Source organism: Dysgonomonas reticulitermitis (assembly GCF_054601275.1).
Window position 1 is genome coordinate 74,348 of the sequence record NZ_BAAHWU010000002.1, and the last position, 18,836, is coordinate 93,183.

Annotated in this window: 15 protein-coding genes; 4 read left to right on the forward strand and 11 right to left on the reverse strand. The window is 39.7% G+C overall.

Going from position 1 to position 18,836, the window contains the following annotated elements; all coding sequences use genetic code 11:
• Positions 1 to 287: 287 nt before the first annotated feature.
• Positions 288 to 1,127 carry an energy transducer TonB gene (locus ACYPZI_RS01430; protein WP_459597889.1) on the forward strand — a complete coding sequence of 280 codons (840 nt, stop codon included), beginning with the start codon at positions 288 to 290 and terminating at the stop codon, positions 1,125 to 1,127.
• Between the two features lie 53 nt (positions 1,128 to 1,180).
• On the opposite strand, the gene ACYPZI_RS01435 is transcribed toward ACYPZI_RS01430, so the two are convergent.
• Both ACYPZI_RS01435 and ACYPZI_RS01440 read right to left on the reverse strand, forming a co-directional pair.
• Entirely contained in the window at positions 1,181 to 1,942 is a 762-nt protein-coding gene (locus ACYPZI_RS01435; RefSeq protein ID WP_459597891.1) for a TIGR03915 family putative DNA repair protein, read from the reverse strand.
• Complete coding sequence (locus tag ACYPZI_RS01440; RefSeq protein WP_459598156.1) at positions 1,942 to 3,207, reverse strand: putative DNA modification/repair radical SAM protein; 1,266 nt, start codon at positions 3,205 to 3,207, stop codon at positions 1,942 to 1,944. The genes ACYPZI_RS01435 and ACYPZI_RS01440 overlap by 1 nt, the downstream gene beginning before the upstream one ends.
• A gap of 224 nt (positions 3,208 to 3,431) precedes the next feature.
• Here ACYPZI_RS01440 and ACYPZI_RS01445 point away from each other — a divergent pair, with 224 nt between their 5' ends.
• From ACYPZI_RS01445 to ACYPZI_RS01455, 3 genes are all read left to right on the forward strand, one after another.
• A complete protein-coding gene (locus ACYPZI_RS01445) occupies positions 3,432 to 4,640 on the forward strand; it encodes a C40 family peptidase (protein WP_459597893.1) in 1,209 nt (402 codons plus the stop codon).
• 11 nt (positions 4,641 to 4,651) lie between these two features.
• Positions 4,652 to 5,800 carry a dipeptide epimerase gene (locus ACYPZI_RS01450; RefSeq protein WP_459597895.1) on the forward strand — a complete coding sequence of 383 codons (1,149 nt, stop codon included), beginning with the start codon at positions 4,652 to 4,654 and terminating at the stop codon, positions 5,798 to 5,800.
• Positions 5,801 to 5,887: 87 nt separating this feature from the next.
• The gene (locus tag ACYPZI_RS01455; protein WP_459597897.1) at positions 5,888 to 6,733 is read left to right on the forward strand and encodes a hypothetical protein; all 846 of its coding nucleotides are present in this window, start codon (positions 5,888 to 5,890) and stop codon (positions 6,731 to 6,733) included.
• A gap of 84 nt (positions 6,734 to 6,817) precedes the next feature.
• On the opposite strand, the gene ACYPZI_RS01460 is transcribed toward ACYPZI_RS01455, so the two are convergent.
• The 9 genes from ACYPZI_RS01460 to ACYPZI_RS01500 all read right to left on the reverse strand — a co-directional run bounded on the left by ACYPZI_RS01460 (position 6,818) and on the right by ACYPZI_RS01500 (position 18,814).
• The gene (locus ACYPZI_RS01460; RefSeq protein WP_459597899.1) at positions 6,818 to 9,832 is read right to left on the reverse strand and encodes a golvesin C-terminal-like domain-containing protein; all 3,015 of its coding nucleotides are present in this window, start codon (positions 9,830 to 9,832) and stop codon (positions 6,818 to 6,820) included.
• 12 nt (positions 9,833 to 9,844) lie between these two features.
• Positions 9,845 to 10,597, reverse strand: a complete 753-nt coding sequence (locus ACYPZI_RS01465; RefSeq protein ID WP_459597900.1) for a polysaccharide deacetylase family protein — start codon at positions 10,595 to 10,597, stop codon at positions 9,845 to 9,847.
• Positions 10,522 to 12,390 (reverse strand): glycoside hydrolase family 9 protein, encoded by a 1,869-nt coding sequence (locus ACYPZI_RS01470; protein WP_459597901.1) that lies wholly within the window; start codon positions 12,388 to 12,390, stop codon positions 10,522 to 10,524. Before ACYPZI_RS01470 ends, ACYPZI_RS01465 begins: the two co-directional genes overlap by 76 nt.
• A 6-nt stretch (positions 12,391 to 12,396) precedes the next feature.
• Positions 12,397 to 13,161 (reverse strand): creatininase family protein, encoded by a 765-nt coding sequence (locus tag ACYPZI_RS01475; protein ID WP_459597903.1) that lies wholly within the window; start codon positions 13,159 to 13,161, stop codon positions 12,397 to 12,399.
• Between the two features lie 11 nt (positions 13,162 to 13,172).
• Complete coding sequence (locus ACYPZI_RS01480) at positions 13,173 to 13,934, reverse strand: sugar isomerase domain-containing protein (protein ID WP_459597905.1); 762 nt, start codon at positions 13,932 to 13,934, stop codon at positions 13,173 to 13,175.
• 8 nt (positions 13,935 to 13,942) lie between these two features.
• On the reverse strand, positions 13,943 to 15,100 hold the full coding sequence (locus ACYPZI_RS01485) for an MFS transporter (RefSeq protein ID WP_459597907.1): 1,158 nt from the start codon (positions 15,098 to 15,100) through the stop codon (positions 13,943 to 13,945).
• 8 nt (positions 15,101 to 15,108) lie between these two features.
• Positions 15,109 to 16,062 carry an ROK family protein gene (locus ACYPZI_RS01490; RefSeq protein ID WP_459597909.1) on the reverse strand — a complete coding sequence of 318 codons (954 nt, stop codon included), beginning with the start codon at positions 16,060 to 16,062 and terminating at the stop codon, positions 15,109 to 15,111.
• A gap of 85 nt (positions 16,063 to 16,147) precedes the next feature.
• A complete protein-coding gene (locus ACYPZI_RS01495) occupies positions 16,148 to 17,269 on the reverse strand; it encodes a glycoside hydrolase family 18 protein (RefSeq protein WP_459597910.1) in 1,122 nt (373 codons plus the stop codon).
• A gap of 87 nt (positions 17,270 to 17,356) precedes the next feature.
• On the reverse strand, positions 17,357 to 18,814 hold the full coding sequence (locus ACYPZI_RS01500; protein ID WP_459597912.1) for a glycoside hydrolase family 10 protein: 1,458 nt from the start codon (positions 18,812 to 18,814) through the stop codon (positions 17,357 to 17,359).
• Positions 18,815 to 18,836 lie beyond the last annotated feature (22 nt).

Below are 18,836 nucleotides of genomic sequence, written 5' to 3' on the forward strand. Positions count from 1 at the left end.
ATCTCACAAAATATATTAAGAGCCTGTTTAAATTTTACCAATACATTTTATTATAGCTCTTTTTTCGTTCATTTTCAGTCTCTTTTTATCTGATTTTTCCCTTTCTTCAGCTTGAATAGCCCGCTATTCGCGCTTCAGAAAAGAAAAAATCATTCTGAAAATCGGAACGAATAAAATTTAAACAGACTCTAACAAAAATTATTTGCCGTTTATGGAATTTTCAACGAATAAATATCTATAAGGTAAAGAAGGGAGAAAAGAGTAACAACAATTTAAAACTTACAGTTATGAAAAACTCAGTAAACTTAAATTCCACAGAATGGTGCGACATTATTTTCGAAGGAAAAAATAAAGAATACGGTGCTTTTGCACTTCGCCAATCATCTTGGAAAAGACATTTGATCGCTTTTGGCCTTATCGTTCTTTTCACTGCATTTGTCGCGGCGCTCCCTGCTATTATCAGTACAGTTCAAGCAGCAACTAAAGACAAAATAGCAGGTATAGACGAAAAAAGAACACTTGTAGATGTAGAGGTAAAGCAGGATGATAAAGAAATTTTAGAACCAAAGATGCCGGAACCGCCGAAGTTTGCTCCTATGACAAAATTTGTACCTCCGACAATCACTACTGACGACCAAGCATCAGATCCTAGTGAAATGACTACTATGGATGAAGCTGTGAAGTCAACCGATATTATTGGCGCGTTTGATGTCAAAGATGGCTCATTGGATAAAGATGCCATCATAAAAGAAATAGCAACTAAAGTAATGGATGAAGGGAACGGTAAAGGTAAGGGTGAGCCTACTATATATAATGTAGGAACCATACAAGTTAATCCGACATTTCCGGGAGGAGAAGCTGAAATGTATGCTTTTATCAAAAAGAATCTGAACTATCCGGCTGTGGATCAGGAAATGGGAAACCAAGGTCGTGTAACTATCCGATTTGTAGTAAGCAAAACCGGTGAAATATCTAACGTTCAACTTGTAAAAGGTGTTAGTCCGGGATGTGACAAAGAAGCGCTGAGAGTAATTAAAAGTATGCCAAAATGGATACCCGGCAGACAAAACGGCGAACCGGTTAACGTATACTTTATAATTCCGGTAGTATTTAGATTAGGAAATTAGGAAAACTTAGAATAATAGAACCAATGCCCGGATAGAGTAATATCTTTCCGGGTTTACTGTTTTTCAGTCAGGTATTTCCAAAACCTTTTTGGCATATGTTGGCGCTGCAACTTCAAGTTGATCCGCTCTTTGATGGTCATAGATTTAAAATAACCTTTCCACAATTCCTGAAACAACTTTTCATCTTCTGCCATCAGTTTTTCATCCAGTTTACCGCTTAGCAAATGTTCATCATCGTCGAGTGTCATTTCAACAACAGTATGCAAATCATAATAATAGCCATAATGCCGTTTAATATCATATATTATCCACTTCTGATCGGCAAACCGATCCTTGAAATGTTCTATGGCCAGTGGTAATGCATTATGTTGTGGAGAAACAGGAGCAAAGTAAATATCGTCAGCTGCTTTCTGAAAGCGGACAAACTGTTTAAGGTATAATTCTTCATGAGAAACCTTTCTGGCTAAACGATGCAATGTCAATACATCATCATCCCCAAAGTTAGTTTCGATAGACACTTTGCTATCTATTGTTTTGCGAATAAACCGGAATAGCAAATCATCTTTCCCCTCTTCTTCTGCCAACCATGCATTCGTAAGCATATTACAGGCTCCTTTACTCATTTTCTTTTCCAAAGCCGTCCACACACGTATGGCTTTTTCCTCCTGCGTAATAACAGTATATTCTTCTGTTGTAAACATAGGAACTATATCGCCTTCAGCCAACAGCTTATCGGGAAACACCTTTCGGCTGTATGCATCGAAGACTGCCGTTAGCAACCCCTCCAACGTTTTATCGAAAAAGAATACTACCATTAGCTATCAGGGAAAATAATAGATAACTGCCTATCGTCGCCTTTTTTCTTTTTAGGTTCGATCAATATTTTTCGCACATATTCGGGTGTCGCCTCATTTACGGTATACATAGGAAGTTCGTTGCAGGTAATAAAATATTGAGCTTTTTTCATCACAACGCCTATCTTTTTCAATTGGAAAGCATTCAATTTACCATACCTGCGGGAGGTAACTATAAATTGTGCCGATTTCACACCAATACCCGGAACCCGTAAAATCATTACATAGTCCGCCTTATTTATATCAACCGGAAACATCTCGGGATGACGTAAAGCCCAAGCCAGTTTCGGATCAATTTCCAGATCCAGATCAGGATGAGCGTCATCAACAATTTCATCCGCCCTGTATTGATAAAACCGCATGAGCCAATCGGCCTGATACAAACGATTTTCCCTTACTAAAGGGGCTTGTTTAAGAGCCGGCAAACGTGAGTCGTAACTATTAACCGGAATAAAACCGGAATAATATACCCGCCTCATCTGTGTCTGCTGATAAAGAATAGACGAAACCCGCAGAATATCCTTATCATTTTCACTTGTTGCTCCAACAATCATTTGCGTACTCTGTCCGGCAGGAACAAACCGGGGAGCCGAACGAAATTTCCGCCTATCCTCAATGCTTTGTTGCACCCCTTGCTGAATGTAACGCATGGGACGGTAAACACTTCGATGATCTTTTTCAGGAGCCAGAAGTTTCAAATTGGTTTCTGTTGGAATTTCCAGATTCACACTCATACGGTCCGCATACAATCCGGCTTCATTCACCAATTCCTGACTGGCTCCGGGTATGCTTTTCATATGTATGTATCCATTATATCTATGCACAGTCCGAAGTTCCTTAACCACTCTAACCATACGTTCCATTGTATAGTCCGGATTATTAATAACACCCGAACTCAGAAAAAGGCCTTCTATGTAATTCCTGCGATAAAATTCTATTGTAAGATCAACCAATTCCTGTACAGAAAAAGTAGCCCGGCGAATATCGTTACTTCGCCTATTGATACAATAAGCACAATCGTAAATACAAAAATTGGTCAGCATTATTTTTAACAACGACACACATCTTCCATCTTCCGTAAAGCTATGGCATATGCCCATTCCTCCCACAGTATTTCCGAGGCCGCCCGTTTTATTTTTACGGACAGTTCCGCTGGAAGAGCAGGAAACATCGTATTTTGCCGACTCCGCCAATACTTTCAATTTCTCTAATACATTGTCGTTTATCATCTATACAAAGAAAAAGATTTAATTGAGAGGTCGATAATAAATTCTATTAAAAGAAAATAAGATGTTGAAAAGTATATTTTTATATTCAATTACATATTTTTAGTTATTTTAATATACATGAAAGAAAAAAGCATATCCAAACGCGCTACACATAATGGTTTTTTATTATATTTGTAACTATACAAATCGCTAATATTTTCATCTAATCTACAATATTGCTTATGAAAAACTTATGCCTACTAGCCATTGCTGTATTTATATTTTCAAATACTACACTTGGACAAAAGCCAGACAAGCCTATATATAAACATCTGGAACTAGATACAGCTATTACGACAGTAAAAGATAAATATATACCCGACAAGAGGGTGAAAGTATTTGATGTTAAAGTTGATGACTACGAGAAAGAGCCAACCTTAACAGGTATCACTTCTGATGTAGAGGCATACATTGCATTGCAGGAAGAAGCAAAAGCCAAAAGCGGCAAATTCATTAATAAGGTAGAATTACTTCCCGCAAAAGATTTAGGTGATAAAACTTTTGGAGTTATAAATCTTTCTGTTGCAGATATCCGCACAGAAGGTAAATTTTCAGCAGAAATGGCAACCCAGGCTATACTCGGCACACCTGTACGGATACTACAAAAAGACGGGTGGTATAGGATACAAACTCCGGATGGATATATCGGATGGACACAATCATCTTCGTTTACACCCATGACTCAAGAAGAAGTAACAACATGGAACAAAGTTCCGAAAGTGGTTTTTACGGATTATTTCGGATTTTCATATGAAGCGCCGGATAAAAACAGCCAGCATGTATCGGATTTAGTTTCATCCAATATGCTGAAATTGGATGGGGAAGAAAACGGATTTTATAAAGTATCATATCCCGATGGACGTAAAGCCTATGTTCAAAAGGAACAGAGCATGCTTTATAAAGAGTGGAGAAGATCGAAAGAAACAACAGGTGAAAGCTTTGTAAATGAAGCATACAAACTGATGGGAATACCTTATGTATGGGGAGGAACCTCGGTAAAAGGCATGGATTGCAGTGGGCTTACAAAGACAGTATTATTGATGCATGGTATCATATTGATGCGGGATGCTTCGCAACAAGCTTACACCGGAATACCTGTAGATATTAGTACCGGATACGAGAATTTACAAGTAGGCGACCTTATGTTTTTTGGTAAAAAAGCCCAAGCAGATAAAAAGGAAAGAGTTCGCCATGTAGCCTTCTATGCCGGCGACAAGAAATTTATCCATGCATCCGGTTGCATCCGCATTAGTAGCCTTGATCCCCAAAGCCCTGATTATGACGAAGGAAATACAAAAGAATTCATTCGGGCAATACGGATAGTCGGAGCAGTTGATAAACAGAACACCAATATTTGGTCTATCGAAGGAAATTCATTCTATAAACAATAAAAAACAGTAATATGTCTCAGTCTAGGCGTACATTTATCAAAGCTGCCACTATTGCAGCAATAGGTACTGGAATAACTTCCGGAAATCCTTTAAGCTTATTCGCTCAAAATAATAAAAAAACGATCTCTTTGAATGGTGAAAAAATGAAGCTAAGTTTTAAGCCTTACGACCTTCAACTACGCCATGTATTTACTATAGCCAATTCGTCCCGGACTACTACACCTGTTGTGTTAACTGAAATTACATACGATGGCATAACCGGATATGGAGAGGCATCACTTCCGCCATATCTGGGAGAAACACAGGCATCTGTAATGGACTTTCTGAAGAAAGTAAACCTGGAACAATTTTCCGGGCCATTCGAGCTTGATGATATACTTTCCTATGTAGATAAAATAGCCGAAAATAATACGGCGGCCAAAGCATCCGTAGATATAGCTTTACACGATTTGGTGGGCAAAATAATGGGACAACCCTGGTATAAAATATGGGGACTGAATAAAGATAATACACCTGATACTACCTTCACTATTGGTATAGATACAGAAGAAGTAGTAAAACAGAAAACAAGAGAAGCCGATCCGCTTTATAATATCCTCAAAGTAAAGCTAGGACGGGATAATGATAAGCAGATGATCGAAGCTATCCGGACTGTTACAGACAAACCTATAGCGATAGATGCCAATCAAGGATGGAAAGACAAACATCATGCGTTGGATATGATTTTTTGGCTGAAAGAACGCGGTATAGTGATGATAGAACAACCTATGCCAAAATATAATCTGGAAGACGCGGCTTGGGTTACAGAGCGTAGTCCTTTACCTGTATTTGCCGACGAATCGTTCCAAAGGTTATCCGATGTATTGCGCCTGAAGGGAGCGTTCACAGGAATCAACATAAAACTCATGAAATGTACAGGAATGCGCGAAGCCTGGAAAATGCTCACTGTAGCACGTGCGGTAAATATGAAAGTAATGATAGGTTGTATGACTGAAACTTCATGTGCCATTTCGGCTGCGGCCCAACTGTCGCCGGCTGTAGATTGGGCCGATCTTGATGGGAATTTACTTATCAGCAATGATTGCTTTAGCGGGGCAACCGTTGTAAAAGGTAAAATACAATTGAGTGAAGCCGCAGGAATAGGCATAAAAAAATTGTGATAATAGATTAATAGATTAATATTTTACTTTAATTTATTTATCTTTGCATGATTTTTTTTAACTTTCTAACCTAACCATAAAAGTATTATGATATTACTCGCTGAAAGCGGATCTACTAAAACGGAATGGTGCCTGGTAGATAGGAACGGTATTACCGAACAATTTCTGTCAGATGGTATAAATCCTTTTTTTCAAACAAGAAAAGAGATAAGTAGACTTGTACGCTTACAGTTACCTCCTGTTTTTTTCAAAACAAAGATTAATAATATATATTTTTATGGAGCAGGATGTTCTTCTCTGGAAAAGAAGAATGTAGTCAAAGCATCTCTGGAAGCTCAATTCAAAACGCCAACAATTATAGAAAGTGACCTTTTGGGATCTGCCCGCGCTTTATTCCAAAATGAAGCAGGCATCGCCTGCATTTTAGGGACAGGGTCAAACTCTTGTTTTTTCGACGGAGAGAACATTGTAAAAAATGTCAAATCGTTAGGGTATATACTGGGTGATGAAGGTAGTGGAGCCTCTCTGGGAAAGTTTTTCTTGTCTGATTGCTTAAAAGGATTGGCTCCTCAAGAATTAATAGATCCATTCTATAAAAAATATAAGATAGATCCTGATGAAATAATGGATTATATATATTCCAGGCCTTTTCCGAATAAGCTATTATCCGTCTTATCGTTCTTTTTGTATGAATATTTAGAGCATCCATATGTCAATGATTTAGTGCGAAGAAATTTGAGATCTTTTTTTGAAAGAAATATTTTACAATACGAATGCACTGAATATCCAATTCGATTTGTCGGATCGGTAGCAAAGATGTATTCATTCATACTAAGGGAAACAGCTCAAGAGTTGGGAATCTATATCGATGTGATAATCGAGAACCCAATCAAAGGACTGATTGAATATCATCGTGAAAACGGGCACCTATAGAATATTTATTATTAATATTTTAATAAAAAGAGCATGATTCCCATCATGCTCTTTTCCATTATCTTTCATTTAATTACTTGAACCCTATTGGAATATAAATGAAAGAATACTTTTCATAAGATTGTCTCTTCCTGCTTCATCTTTTATAACTTCGAATGGAAAACCTAATATGCAAGTTCTATAATCACCTGAATAAGCTACTCCTGCACTTAGATTATTTTCGGTATATCTGAATACTGTATAGCAATTATCTCCTGCCGGCTCAATTGCATCCGGCGATTCTACTGCATAGAATACAGGATTTAACTTAGTATAGAATTCATAATTACCTGTAATATAAGAAAATGGAGATGCGACACCTTTTACTTTACCTTCTACAGCGGCCCTACCTACTCGCCATTTATATTTTAATACATCAGTAGCAAATGCCTTATCTTCGTTGTCGGCATTCTCATTATCCCACAGATCGGAAGCAACATAGGCTCCACTAACAAAAATATTTCCCCCTTGTTTACAATAAGCTGCAATTTTATCCTGAAAATCTTTAGTGAAAATTTTAAATTCAGCCGGATGGACACCCCGTCCTATTTTAGTTTGTTTCTGCTTACCCAGTATGACATCAAGTAGTTTGTACCGATTCATATCTACTAATCCATCGATAACAGCATCACGGCTAGTTGACACAAAAGAATAACCAGCTTTGGCTATAGATTTTCCATGAAGAGCAGGGTAATCAAATGTATTTCCTGCAATGACTGTTGTCTCAAAATTAGCATTGCTTGCCCCAAATCCGGCTGCATCATCGTCCATCCACGGGATCCTACGCCTGAATTCATACTGGCTTCCGATATAATTATACTCTTTTTTATCCGGAACGCCATGATCGATGAAATCAACAAAACCACCGATGCTATCTTTTGTGGCAAAACTATATGGTGCAGACAGACGATCGAAACCATTCACTACCAGTACCTGGCCTTTCTCATTTGATTTTCTATACACAGAAAGTATCTCCGATGGGAAACTTTCACCACCATCATTTACTGCCGCTACTTTAAAACTATACATTCTATCTTTGTCAATAGCTAAGTTGAGTTTTGTATCATGTACAATAACTCCATTGTCAAAATCGCCATCACCAATACGGGTATAAACAATATATTTATCCGGTTTCGCAGTAGGTTCTGTAATGTCTTCAACAGGTTTCCACATAAGATTAACCTGTGTTTCTCCGGCAAATTCTGCTCCAAACGATTTTACAGGAAGTGGCTGTACAACATATTCATAATTATATTGACGGGCAATAAATTTCAACATTCCTTTATAAATAGAGCGGCTAACTGTAAAGCGAAAACGGGGATCGAGCCCATATTTCATATCAGCGAAATTCTGATGTGACAACAGTTCAAGAAGCATAGTAGGCACATTAGGCACACGGGCTTCGCTATACGAACGATTCCACATATGGCGGCGTGTCCATTTAGGCTCATATTCACGACGGATATCTTTTGTTATTTCATCCATAATGGCATCAGTCAGATCTCTTGAAGCCCAACGTGTTTTACCATTTTCAAACACTTCTTCGTTAGTATGCGTCATATAAATACCAAGAGTACCAATTATAGAATCATTATATGTGGTTCCGGCGTCGGTATGGAAAGCCATTGCCAGATCCACCGGAACATTCAACCCTCCGGATTTAGGTAATACCGAAGAACCTCCACTGATATAATTAACCCAAAAACCACGGCTCTGGTAATCGTCTGTATAATCATTTTTCCCTTCACTCTTGTTATAAACACTGTCAGGGGCACCGGCCCACTGTAGCCAGTAACGGGCACCTTCGGTATATCGCGGATAACCGCTGGTCTCAGGTTTATAATCAATAGCCGGTAATTTCTTATGATTGCTGCCATCTATCGCCTCCGAGCTTTTTGTGTTATCTGTTACAACACCGCTTGGATGAGGCAGACGGGCTATATTACCTATCCCCCCTCCTATTTTGACGGCATCGGCTGTAAGAATACGGCCCGATTTACTACTTCCGTTAGTCAATACAACCTTGCAGTTATCATTTTTTCCCTTATCGAAAGTAAAAAATCCTAAAAATATCCATGTACCGCCTCCCATTTTTTGATTAATACTAAAATCCGTTTTTCCACCCAAATGATAAACCGAATAGAGCGCCTCGTCTGTACTGTTTGGCAATGTTTGGTACGACACGTAAACCGCATACTCTCCTTTTTCCGGCATATCGGGTATCCATTCGCATTGACTTATATCTCCTTTCGAAACTGTTTTTATCTGGCGGTATGTACCCAGTTTAAACGGATTTTCGCCATCCAGATAGATAGTCTTAGTATTTGCAAATCCGCTATTTGTTCCTGTAATCCATGATTCTTTTCCAGACTTTTCCGTGTAAGAAGAATTAGCTATATTCTTGTCATTGTCAACTATTATCTCATGACGTTGTGTATCCCTTTCACGTGGCAATAGGACATTTGCACCGGCATGTTCAAGCATCGGTACAAGATATGGCAGTACATAGCTCTGTGTATACAGGTCCTCTACTGTTTGAAAAATACGTGCCCGTTGCCATTCCCATCTGGCCAGCTTTTGTTCATAATACCAACCGTGACTTTGCCAAATTGCCAGATGGTGGTTTTGCAAGCCCTTTTCTGATGTATAAGGTCGGGACAAATTGGAAACCAGAGGCTTATCTAATTTATTAGCAAATAAGTCCTTTTTCTTTTTACCAAAAGGAACAAGATTTTCTATCGGTTGTGTATCGGTTATAAGTTCTACCTGATGCTTTTTATATTTTTCAGGCAATAACCCTTTTATATACGTATAGATATTATCCACATCGTTTTGACGAAATGGAACGTATGACAAGTTTATGCCCGTAAAAAACTTAACAGATTTACCTTTAACATTAACAGAATCTACCTTAATCCGATAAGTCTTAATATCCTTATTGGCGAATTTGGTAAGATAGTCACTTATTTCGTTCCGAACCTGATCGGAAATGTCCTGCGTCTGGGCCCCACAAGGAGTCAAAAACAGAAAAGACGCGCAAATAATCAATAATCTTTTCATATAACAATAATTTTATAACCGTTCAAAGGAATAACCTTGCTTTTTTAGTGTCTTTATTATCTCATCCAACCTTAAATATAATTTATCTGTCCTAGTCACATGGGTACCGGGATGAATAAGTATAATGCTGCCATTTAAATTATTTTCTTTTTCGAACGCATACAATTGATCGATCAATTTTTGAGACGACATATAGTTTTTCATATCCGGAGTAGTGTAATCGGCTGCCGTTCTCAACCCGGATGTAAAATTGATCAACACTTGCCCTTGAGACTCGATCAACCTCACGTGATCCCTGTTATACCATTCGAAAGGAGGCAAATAATAATTTATCTTGGAAATGTCAATTCCGAACTTTGCCAACTCTGCCATGTTCCTATGAAAATCGTTTATCAGGCTATCTGCACTTACCAAACTCTTATTACGTTCTGCTCCCCATGGAGCATACAATAAATGCTTGTCGGAATGACCTCCTATATAATGTCCTTTCTTTACAATTTCCTTGATTACAGCTTCATGTTCTTTCATACGGAGACAATTTCCCGTAAGAAAGAACGAAGCTTTAATTTTATTTTTATCTAACGTTTTCAATATAGAAGCTGCTCCTTCAAATACCGAATCCGCTGAGAAAATCAGGTGAATTACTTTTTTTGTTGTATCAATACGAACTGTAGCGCCATAGGCATCAGTTACGGTATTACTTTTTTTTTTGACTGTTCTTTTCCCAGTTGTTCCATCATGGAAAGGTAATACATCATGTAGCAAGTCCCATCGATCACAGGCTCATTGGTACCATAGGAGTGTTCGTGGAATACAGCCGGGCCATTCTGAAAGACAGCCAAAGAATCCTTACTTCGACTCACTTTTGGAATACCCAACAATGTATCATGCCAACCTTCATCGATGGGGCCATCAACCAATCCGCCCAAACGGGTATCGTCCATTCTGGAAGAAACGGCTCCTTTCGGAAAACCTCCTATAAACGAGAATCCCCAAGGGTTACAGCCCAAAATCCAATCACGTAAAGCAGCTTCCATCTCTTCAAAGGAATTGTCTCCTGAAATATCTTTGTATTGGTGGGCATAAGAAGCAGCGCCAATAACGGCAAAGTTCGCGCACCACACATAAGGTACACCGTTCATAAACGGCTCATTCCCCGCACGGTTTCGAATGGTTTGTAATCCTTGACGCATGAAGTCGGTGAATTTTTTACTTGTTACTGCATCATCGGATTTTGCCATCAGGTGATGCCCTTGGTTGACAAAAGGATAGAACTGATAATGACGTGCAAAACCAAATGCCCACAAAGGATTAACGGGTTCTAATTGTCCCCAGTAATCGCCTTCGGTACGCCATTTCGGATCTTTGGTAAGAGTATAAAATGTAGCAGCCGCTAATTCTATATCATCCACATAGTTGTCTTCTTCGTAAAAATATGGTGAAACCACACAGACGGTTTGAGTATTTCCGGGCTTCTCAAGGGCAAATTCGTATGCAGGCTCTGCTTTCCCAGACAGTACTTTAGCAAAAGCAGGGTCTATATTCTTGAATAGTTCAGCTCCCAGCGCAAAACAGGAAGCAAACTTACCAGCTGCGGAAGCTACTCCGGTGGTACGGTTCAGTTTAATCTCTCCGGTTTTGGGATTGGGTAAGTCTTGAGGCTCTCCGGTAATGAAATAAACCGGTCGTCCCTTACCTGGTCCCCATCCATAATCTACATTATCGTTTTGGGGCAGACCATAACCGGCATGGTCCCGGTCATCGGCTATCTGATTATACATTTCCTTAGGTGCAGGGTTCATTCTGGATAGCCAGTCCAGTCCCCAACGGATTTCGTCCAAAATATCGGGAATGCCGTTACTGCCCGGACTGGCATCGTCATGATAATTGTCTTTGAAGATTGTTTTATCTTTTGCCTGATAGTAGGCTAACATCATGTGATAGATAGCGCTTGCAGTGGTGGTAACATATTGCAATTTATCGTCAGCATCATGCCACCCTCCGCGAACATCAATACGTTCTCCTGTACGAGTGGGGTGATCAACAATAAAACCATCATGCTGATGACAAACAGTGCCTAAAAAATTATTCTCTCCGCAACGTTGACGACGCATATAATTAAGCATAAAATCGACAGATCCTTCATAAATATCTGCTCCAATCTTAAATTGAGGAGATTTCACTCCGGCGGCTTCAATATAATAATCACCTTCTGCCTGAACAGAAGAAAAGTCGAGGCGGAAGGCCGATTTTAACCCCCAATAAGTAGCATCCGTTATTTTTCCATGACCACTGAATACTGTTTTTCCGGTTTTTGCGTTAACAAGTGAAAAATCCGGCGTACCATGTTGAGTCGCAGATAAAACCGGTGGTTGTCCGTTACTGCTACGAAACGATAAATCGGGCGTGATCTCTTCGGTTGAGATTAGCACTGCTACTTTGATATCTTCAGGAAGATACCCTAATTGGTTTATCCTAACCCATGATCCTCCTGATTGTGCATTTACTGTGACAGCAAAAATCACAATTATAAAGGATAATAAACATCGTAGTCTCATGTTTTTTTAATATATAGTTTTATTTACTAATTCGTCAAATAGTTTGGCAACCTTATTCGTAACAACTTCAGCAAATACCTTCCCTTTCTCCGCAGACGATTTCCTTGGATCCCCTACCCCTGTATCGGCGGTTGTTTTTGTCCAGTTGCGTGGTATCCAGCCTACTTTGTTGTTTAAAGAATCAATATTGAACGGCCGGCCGGCACCATCTCCGGCAACTTCCAAGTTCACCAGATCAGGATGGTAATGCATCATAACGGATGTTTCCATTTCGCCGGCATGATCATCTTTATTTTCAAAATAATTGTTCTGAGGCTCTACAGCAAACCAGTCACAGCTTACAATCAACATTTGAGGATAATCTACACACAGATCACGAATCATTGGCTTAAAGCTGTTTCCTCCATGCCCGTTCATTATCACCACGATATAGATTCCCTGATAGTTAAGCGATTCAACAATATCGCTAAGGATGTACTTTTGAGTTTCGTAGCGGGTATGGAGGCAGAATGGTAACTCCCGCTGTCCGGGATTCTGTGCACCTAACGGAATAGGCGGCAATACCATCCCTTTTACCCCGTACTTCGACCAGGCTTTTTCTACCGCATCTACTGCAATATCGTGAGCAAGATAACAATCGGTAAGATAAGGTAAATGATAATTATGAGGTTCGGTTGCACCCCATGGTAACACAGCATAAGAATATGGTAAATCTTTCAGATTCCCATATGTTTCTTTTTGCAGATCAATATGTTTATTTTCTTCTGCCATGTTTATGACGGTTATATACTTGATACTCTCTTCTTATATTCAGCCAGACAGGCATCTAACCGTTCGTGAGCAGTTGTATCTCCCGGAACGTTATGCGAAGGATGTATATAGAGTTTAACTCCCCTGTCGGCTAATATTTCAGCCACAGTAGTTATTGTCATCCATACCATTGTTACAAAAGCCAATGTAGATACAGGGCCGACTTTATCCTGGTGATTCTTTAAAGGAACAGATGCATCCACTACCGGTACACAAGAATCAACCACTATGTCTGCTATTTCAAATATAGTTTTCCCGCTCGGATGGCGTGTTACTTTTCCTTTTGCTTCAGCAGCCGAACCGAATACAATAACTTTCATTCCAAGTTCTTTAGCACATAAAGCTACATCAATATTTACATTATTAATGCCTGTATGCGAGAAAATCCATATACAATCTTGCTTATCAAAGTTGTATGCTTTCATTATAGCATTACCGTAACCTTCGGCACGTTCAAGAAATAAGAATTGATGAATTCCCATTTGCCCTGTTATTCCTGTAAAGAATGTCATCGGTAGTTCTACCATAGGATGGAATCCAACGAATCCTCCGATACGGGGATACATCTCCTCTACCGGAATAGTTGCATGCCCACAACCGAATGTATGTACCCAATGGTTCGATTCAATGCTATCGGCCATTACCAAAGCAGCTTTTTTAATATTTTCCAATTGAGTTTCTTCAATTTTTTGCATAATGCCACGCGCATTTGCCAACCATTCTAATGCTAACATAATTTCTTTTAATTTTTATTATTAATAATTTTTGGATTTGTAAATACGATAATAAACTGTATTGCTAACAATATAGCAAGGAATACAGGAAATGAATTTATATCGAACGTTCCGGATATATATCCCATAGCATAATTCAGAATAGAGTTTCCACCTAATGCTATAAAAAGAGCTATACCGATTGCAGTACCTGACGTTTCTTTGTATGCAGAGCCTATAAGTCCGATTGCGACAGGAAAGCCTGCTGATAAACCAAAGCCAATTAAGAATAAGCCTAATGTGACCACCGGAAATGTTGTTGACCAGTTTAATAAAGCTATTCCTACCAAAGATATTGTCATTGCTCCAGAAAGGACATGAATTTGCTTTACTTTCTTAAAAACATAGCTTAAAAATAAACGGGCCAATGTCATCCCTAACACAAAAAATGTCAGAGTTAATACAATATCTCCTTCTTCGATGGATGTTGTAGCTTTTAAATAACTTGTTGTCCAATTATTAAACAGGCCTTCCATTCCACTTTGGAAAAACAGAAAAAAACTAAGGATCAACAGTACAGGCTGCTTTAATAAAGAGGCAGCTTGTTTTACCGGAAAACCTTGTTTAAATTTCGGTTCAGGAAATCTGACCGCTACAAAATACGCTACACATAAGAGCATGAAAATCCCTGTCCACTGAAGGATTATTTCGTAAGAATAATCTTTCGAAAGTACACCAAGCAGAAAAGGGATAATCAAAGCTCCCACCCCATACGAAACCCCTAATATACTGAGTCTGGAGCTACGATTATGATCATCTGAAACATCTGAGGCAAGGGCATTTGTTGATCCGTTGAGCATGCCTCCACCCAGTCCGATAAAGAAAATGCAACCCCGCAATATTGACAGATCGTCAGAGAGAGATAATCCTTCTATGCCTAATATAGTTATGAAAGTACTGACAATAAGCAATATTTTATATCCGAACCGGTCTACTACCGGGCCAAAGATAAGTGATCCGAGTAATACACCAACCGGAAGAAATGTCACTAGAGATGAAGCACCTACAGTATCGAGGCTATATTTTTCAGTCAGAGAAGGTAGTACCGACCCCATTACAATAAAAGCTATTCCAAAAAATGCCATCCCTATACAGGATGCGATGTAGACAAGGTTTTTATTATACATATACTTACTCATTTAAGTGAAAGAATAGCCAGATAACCTGCGCCATAAAGTCCTGCGTCACCAGATAAATGAGACTGTTCAAAACGGACCTGACCAATACTTACCGGTTGAGCCCATTTACATGCCTCCTCATATATATTGTCTATAAACTGTGATGCAGGGCCAAAAACACCCCCACCCCATATAATTTTTTCAGGGTTTAGCAAACTCACCAAGTTTGCTGCTGCCATTCCCCACATTCTTATTGCTTTGCCAAGAACAAATTTAGCTAATGGGTCTTTTTGTCCATATGCGGCAAATATATCTTGTGCTATAATTGTTTCAATATCTTTGTTATAAAGTATACTCTCTTTGAAAAGAGTATCTCCTTTTATTATTTTTTTGGCCTGCCATGCAATACCATTTCCCGATGCTTGACTTTCAAAACAGCCACACATCTCGTACTCATCCAGATATGGAGTTTCCAGTGCCAGCCAACCGGCAGCACCAACTATATCGCCGTGTCCATGAAGAATTTTCCCATCAACTAAAATACCTATTCCAATACCTGTTCCCACAGCTATAAAAAGAGCATTACTACATCCTACAGCAGCGCCTTTCCAGGTCTCACCCAGTATATAGCAAGTCCTATCACTAGCTATATCGACTTTAATAGATGGATTATTTATATGATTCCTTATTTCTTCTTGTAACGGATAGTCATCCCATCCTTTAATATTCGGAGCCCATATTTTACCCGTTTTACTATTGGCAATGCCGGGCACACAGATCCCCACAGATTGTATATCTGTTATACTATGAAGAGCTACAAGGTTATCGATTGTGCTCTTTACCAAGATACCTACTTCGCTTCCCTGTTTATGTTCAAGCAAAGACGATACTTTGTGAAGCATGTTTCCATTATTGTCAAAAACTGCTCCTGTGATTTTTGTTCCCCCTAAATCGATTCCTATGACTGCCATAATATATGATTGTTTAAAGATATGATATTATATTAAGAATTGGAGGATTGAAATCACCCTTAATACTTTAATAATTCGTGTTTTTTTAATTATTGCCCTTCACTGCATTCCAGACGGCATTGCGGAGTGTCCCCCTGCTGTCGTCGCCGTCGTAATCCCAGTACATCATGCCTTTCATACCCCTACTTTTTACCCATGAACCTTTGATAGTAATACTTCTTGCATTGTCATACCCGCAATAATACACGCCGTCTTTTGTTACATACGGAACAGAAGCCGCGCTGTCCCAGTTATCTATCTTATAGACGGCCGGATCAAGCGTAAGAATATTTTTATAATTAATTGCCGTAGGAGCCGTTGAGAAGGAATGTCTTCCATAAAACGGAATGCCTAAAACCAATTTACTTGCCGGCATTCCAGCGTTACGATAAACCTGTATGGCACGGGTACAATCCGAATAAGCAGAAGGATCGCTAAGAGCCGACTGGTGGTGTGGAGCTTCGTCCAAATCGTATGTCATGACGTTCACAAAATCCACATAAGGGGCAACCGCCTTTATATCGATATAACGGTAACCTCCCGCCACGGCTTCCTTATCGCGGCAATAGCCGGCATACGTAAGCAAGTATCGATCTTCCAAAGTTTCGCGCAGTTGCCGCATCAGTTTCACGTGATTTGCCACATCCGCCGCCACGTCATAAGGGCTGGCATGGTTACTGCTCCATGAAAGCCCGGGAAATTCCCAATCCAAATCAACACCGTCGATGCCCCACTCTTCAAGAAATTCTTTGCAATCTTCGGCAAAAATTTTTCTGTACGCATCGGATTTGGCCAACAGTGAAAAACCACCGCCTCTCGGATTATCCGAATTTTCTAATGTATTAGTAAAAGAGATACATACTTTTAGATTGGAATTTATTTTTTTCAGATCAACCATTTGTTGAAAACGCGCCCTGTTGCCCTGTAATTTAAATCCTTCATAAACACCGTTCCTCAAATAAGGTTCGGCGAAAGCATAATTCAAGTGGGTAATATAAGCCGGATCGGGAATGGCGGTACCATACCATGTGACATAGGCGATTGCAACCTGTTTCACAGGTTCATCCTCCGGCTCTTGTTCCTGTTCATTTTCCCAAGGTGTTTCATCTTTTTCACAACCGGAAAATAGCACAGATATTGTAAATAAAATAAAAATAATTTTTTTCATAAAAAAGTCTCAGACTCTCATCCCCCATACGGGGATGAAGGAATCTGCGTTATAGGTTATCTAAATTTATAGCCACGAGCGACTATCTTACTGATACGTAATTTTTTGCACCGTGCTTTCCACATTATCCTCATTTAGAGTAGTCAAGCAATAATCGCCTTTTTCGGTAAGCGTATATTCCCGATCCGACGTTATGGCAACTACCAGCCCTTTCTTGTTTTCTACTTTGTAGATTATCGTCCTCAACCCAGACGCGGCATTCCATGTCAGTTTACCATCCGATATAGAAACGTTGCTGACAGGAGCCGATTCCGCCACAGTTTTACGGCCAAGAAACGGAATAATGGCAGGGCGGGGATATAACTGCTGTTTAATCACATTTACAATTCCCATTTTATTTTCATCGAAATATTTCGCGCTGTACCAAACACTTCCTTTTATCTTGGAATAAAACCGCGCTTCAGCAAACTGCTTCACCAATTCCACGGTAGTTTGGAAACCGGTTGACTCGCCATCGCCGAATTTATTCAAGGCGTACCCGACCATCGGAATAGCGTTGTAAGAATTTTGATCCCACCATCCTACACGATAGGTAAAAGTAGTTGATGAAGAGGCTGATCCCGTAGCAGAATACAATTGGGGAATGATCGCGTCTACCCATCCCTGCTGGCACCATTTTTTAGTATCGGCATAAAGCTCGTCGTTATAAGAAGGCGATCCTGCCGGACTAATGGTAAAAGCGACTCCGGGTTTGTACTGGACTATTGTTTCATAAATCTTTTGCACCATCTTATCCACATTGCCCCGCCGAAACGCCGCCACTGAACTATAACCGGTGCCGTATTGAGTATATTCCGTAGCATCGTTCAACCCTGTGGATGCATAATCCCCCGGGTCAGGATAAAAATAGTCGTCGAAATGGATACCATCCACATCATACTTGGTAATCATATCCTTCACTATGTCCGCTATGCGTTGATGAACCGCTGGCAAAGCAGGATTATAGATGCGTATCTTATCATAGTCTTTTATCAAATTGGCAGGAATTTTAGAATCCAAAGCCGGAAACGAAACCGATTTATCAGTTCTTGTAGTTATGCGGTAAGGATTCATCCATGCGTGAAACTCCAATCCCCGTTTATGTGTTTCTTCTATCATGAAAGCAAGTACATCATAGCCTGGGTCCTGTCCGGCCGTACCGGTAATCCATCGGCTCCAAGGCTCATACTGCGAATTATAAAATGCATCTGCTGTCGGTCTTATCTGAACAAACACGGCATTCAGTTTTGCCGCCGCCAACGTTTCCAACAAGTCTGTATACTTTTTTTTCTGTCCGGCAACCCCATGTATGTTCTGAGGCCAATCCAAACTCCAGACAGTCGCAATCCATGCAGCTCGCATTTCCTTGACTGCGAGCTCGATTTCCGCAGTAGGCGGCGGGGGTTCCGGTCCAGGATCAGGAAGCTCCAATTCAGGATCGCTACCGCAGGATACGGCAAATGCCAATATTAATACATATAATAAATATTTCAGGCTTTGTTTCATCTTTCTTTTTTTTAAACACTTC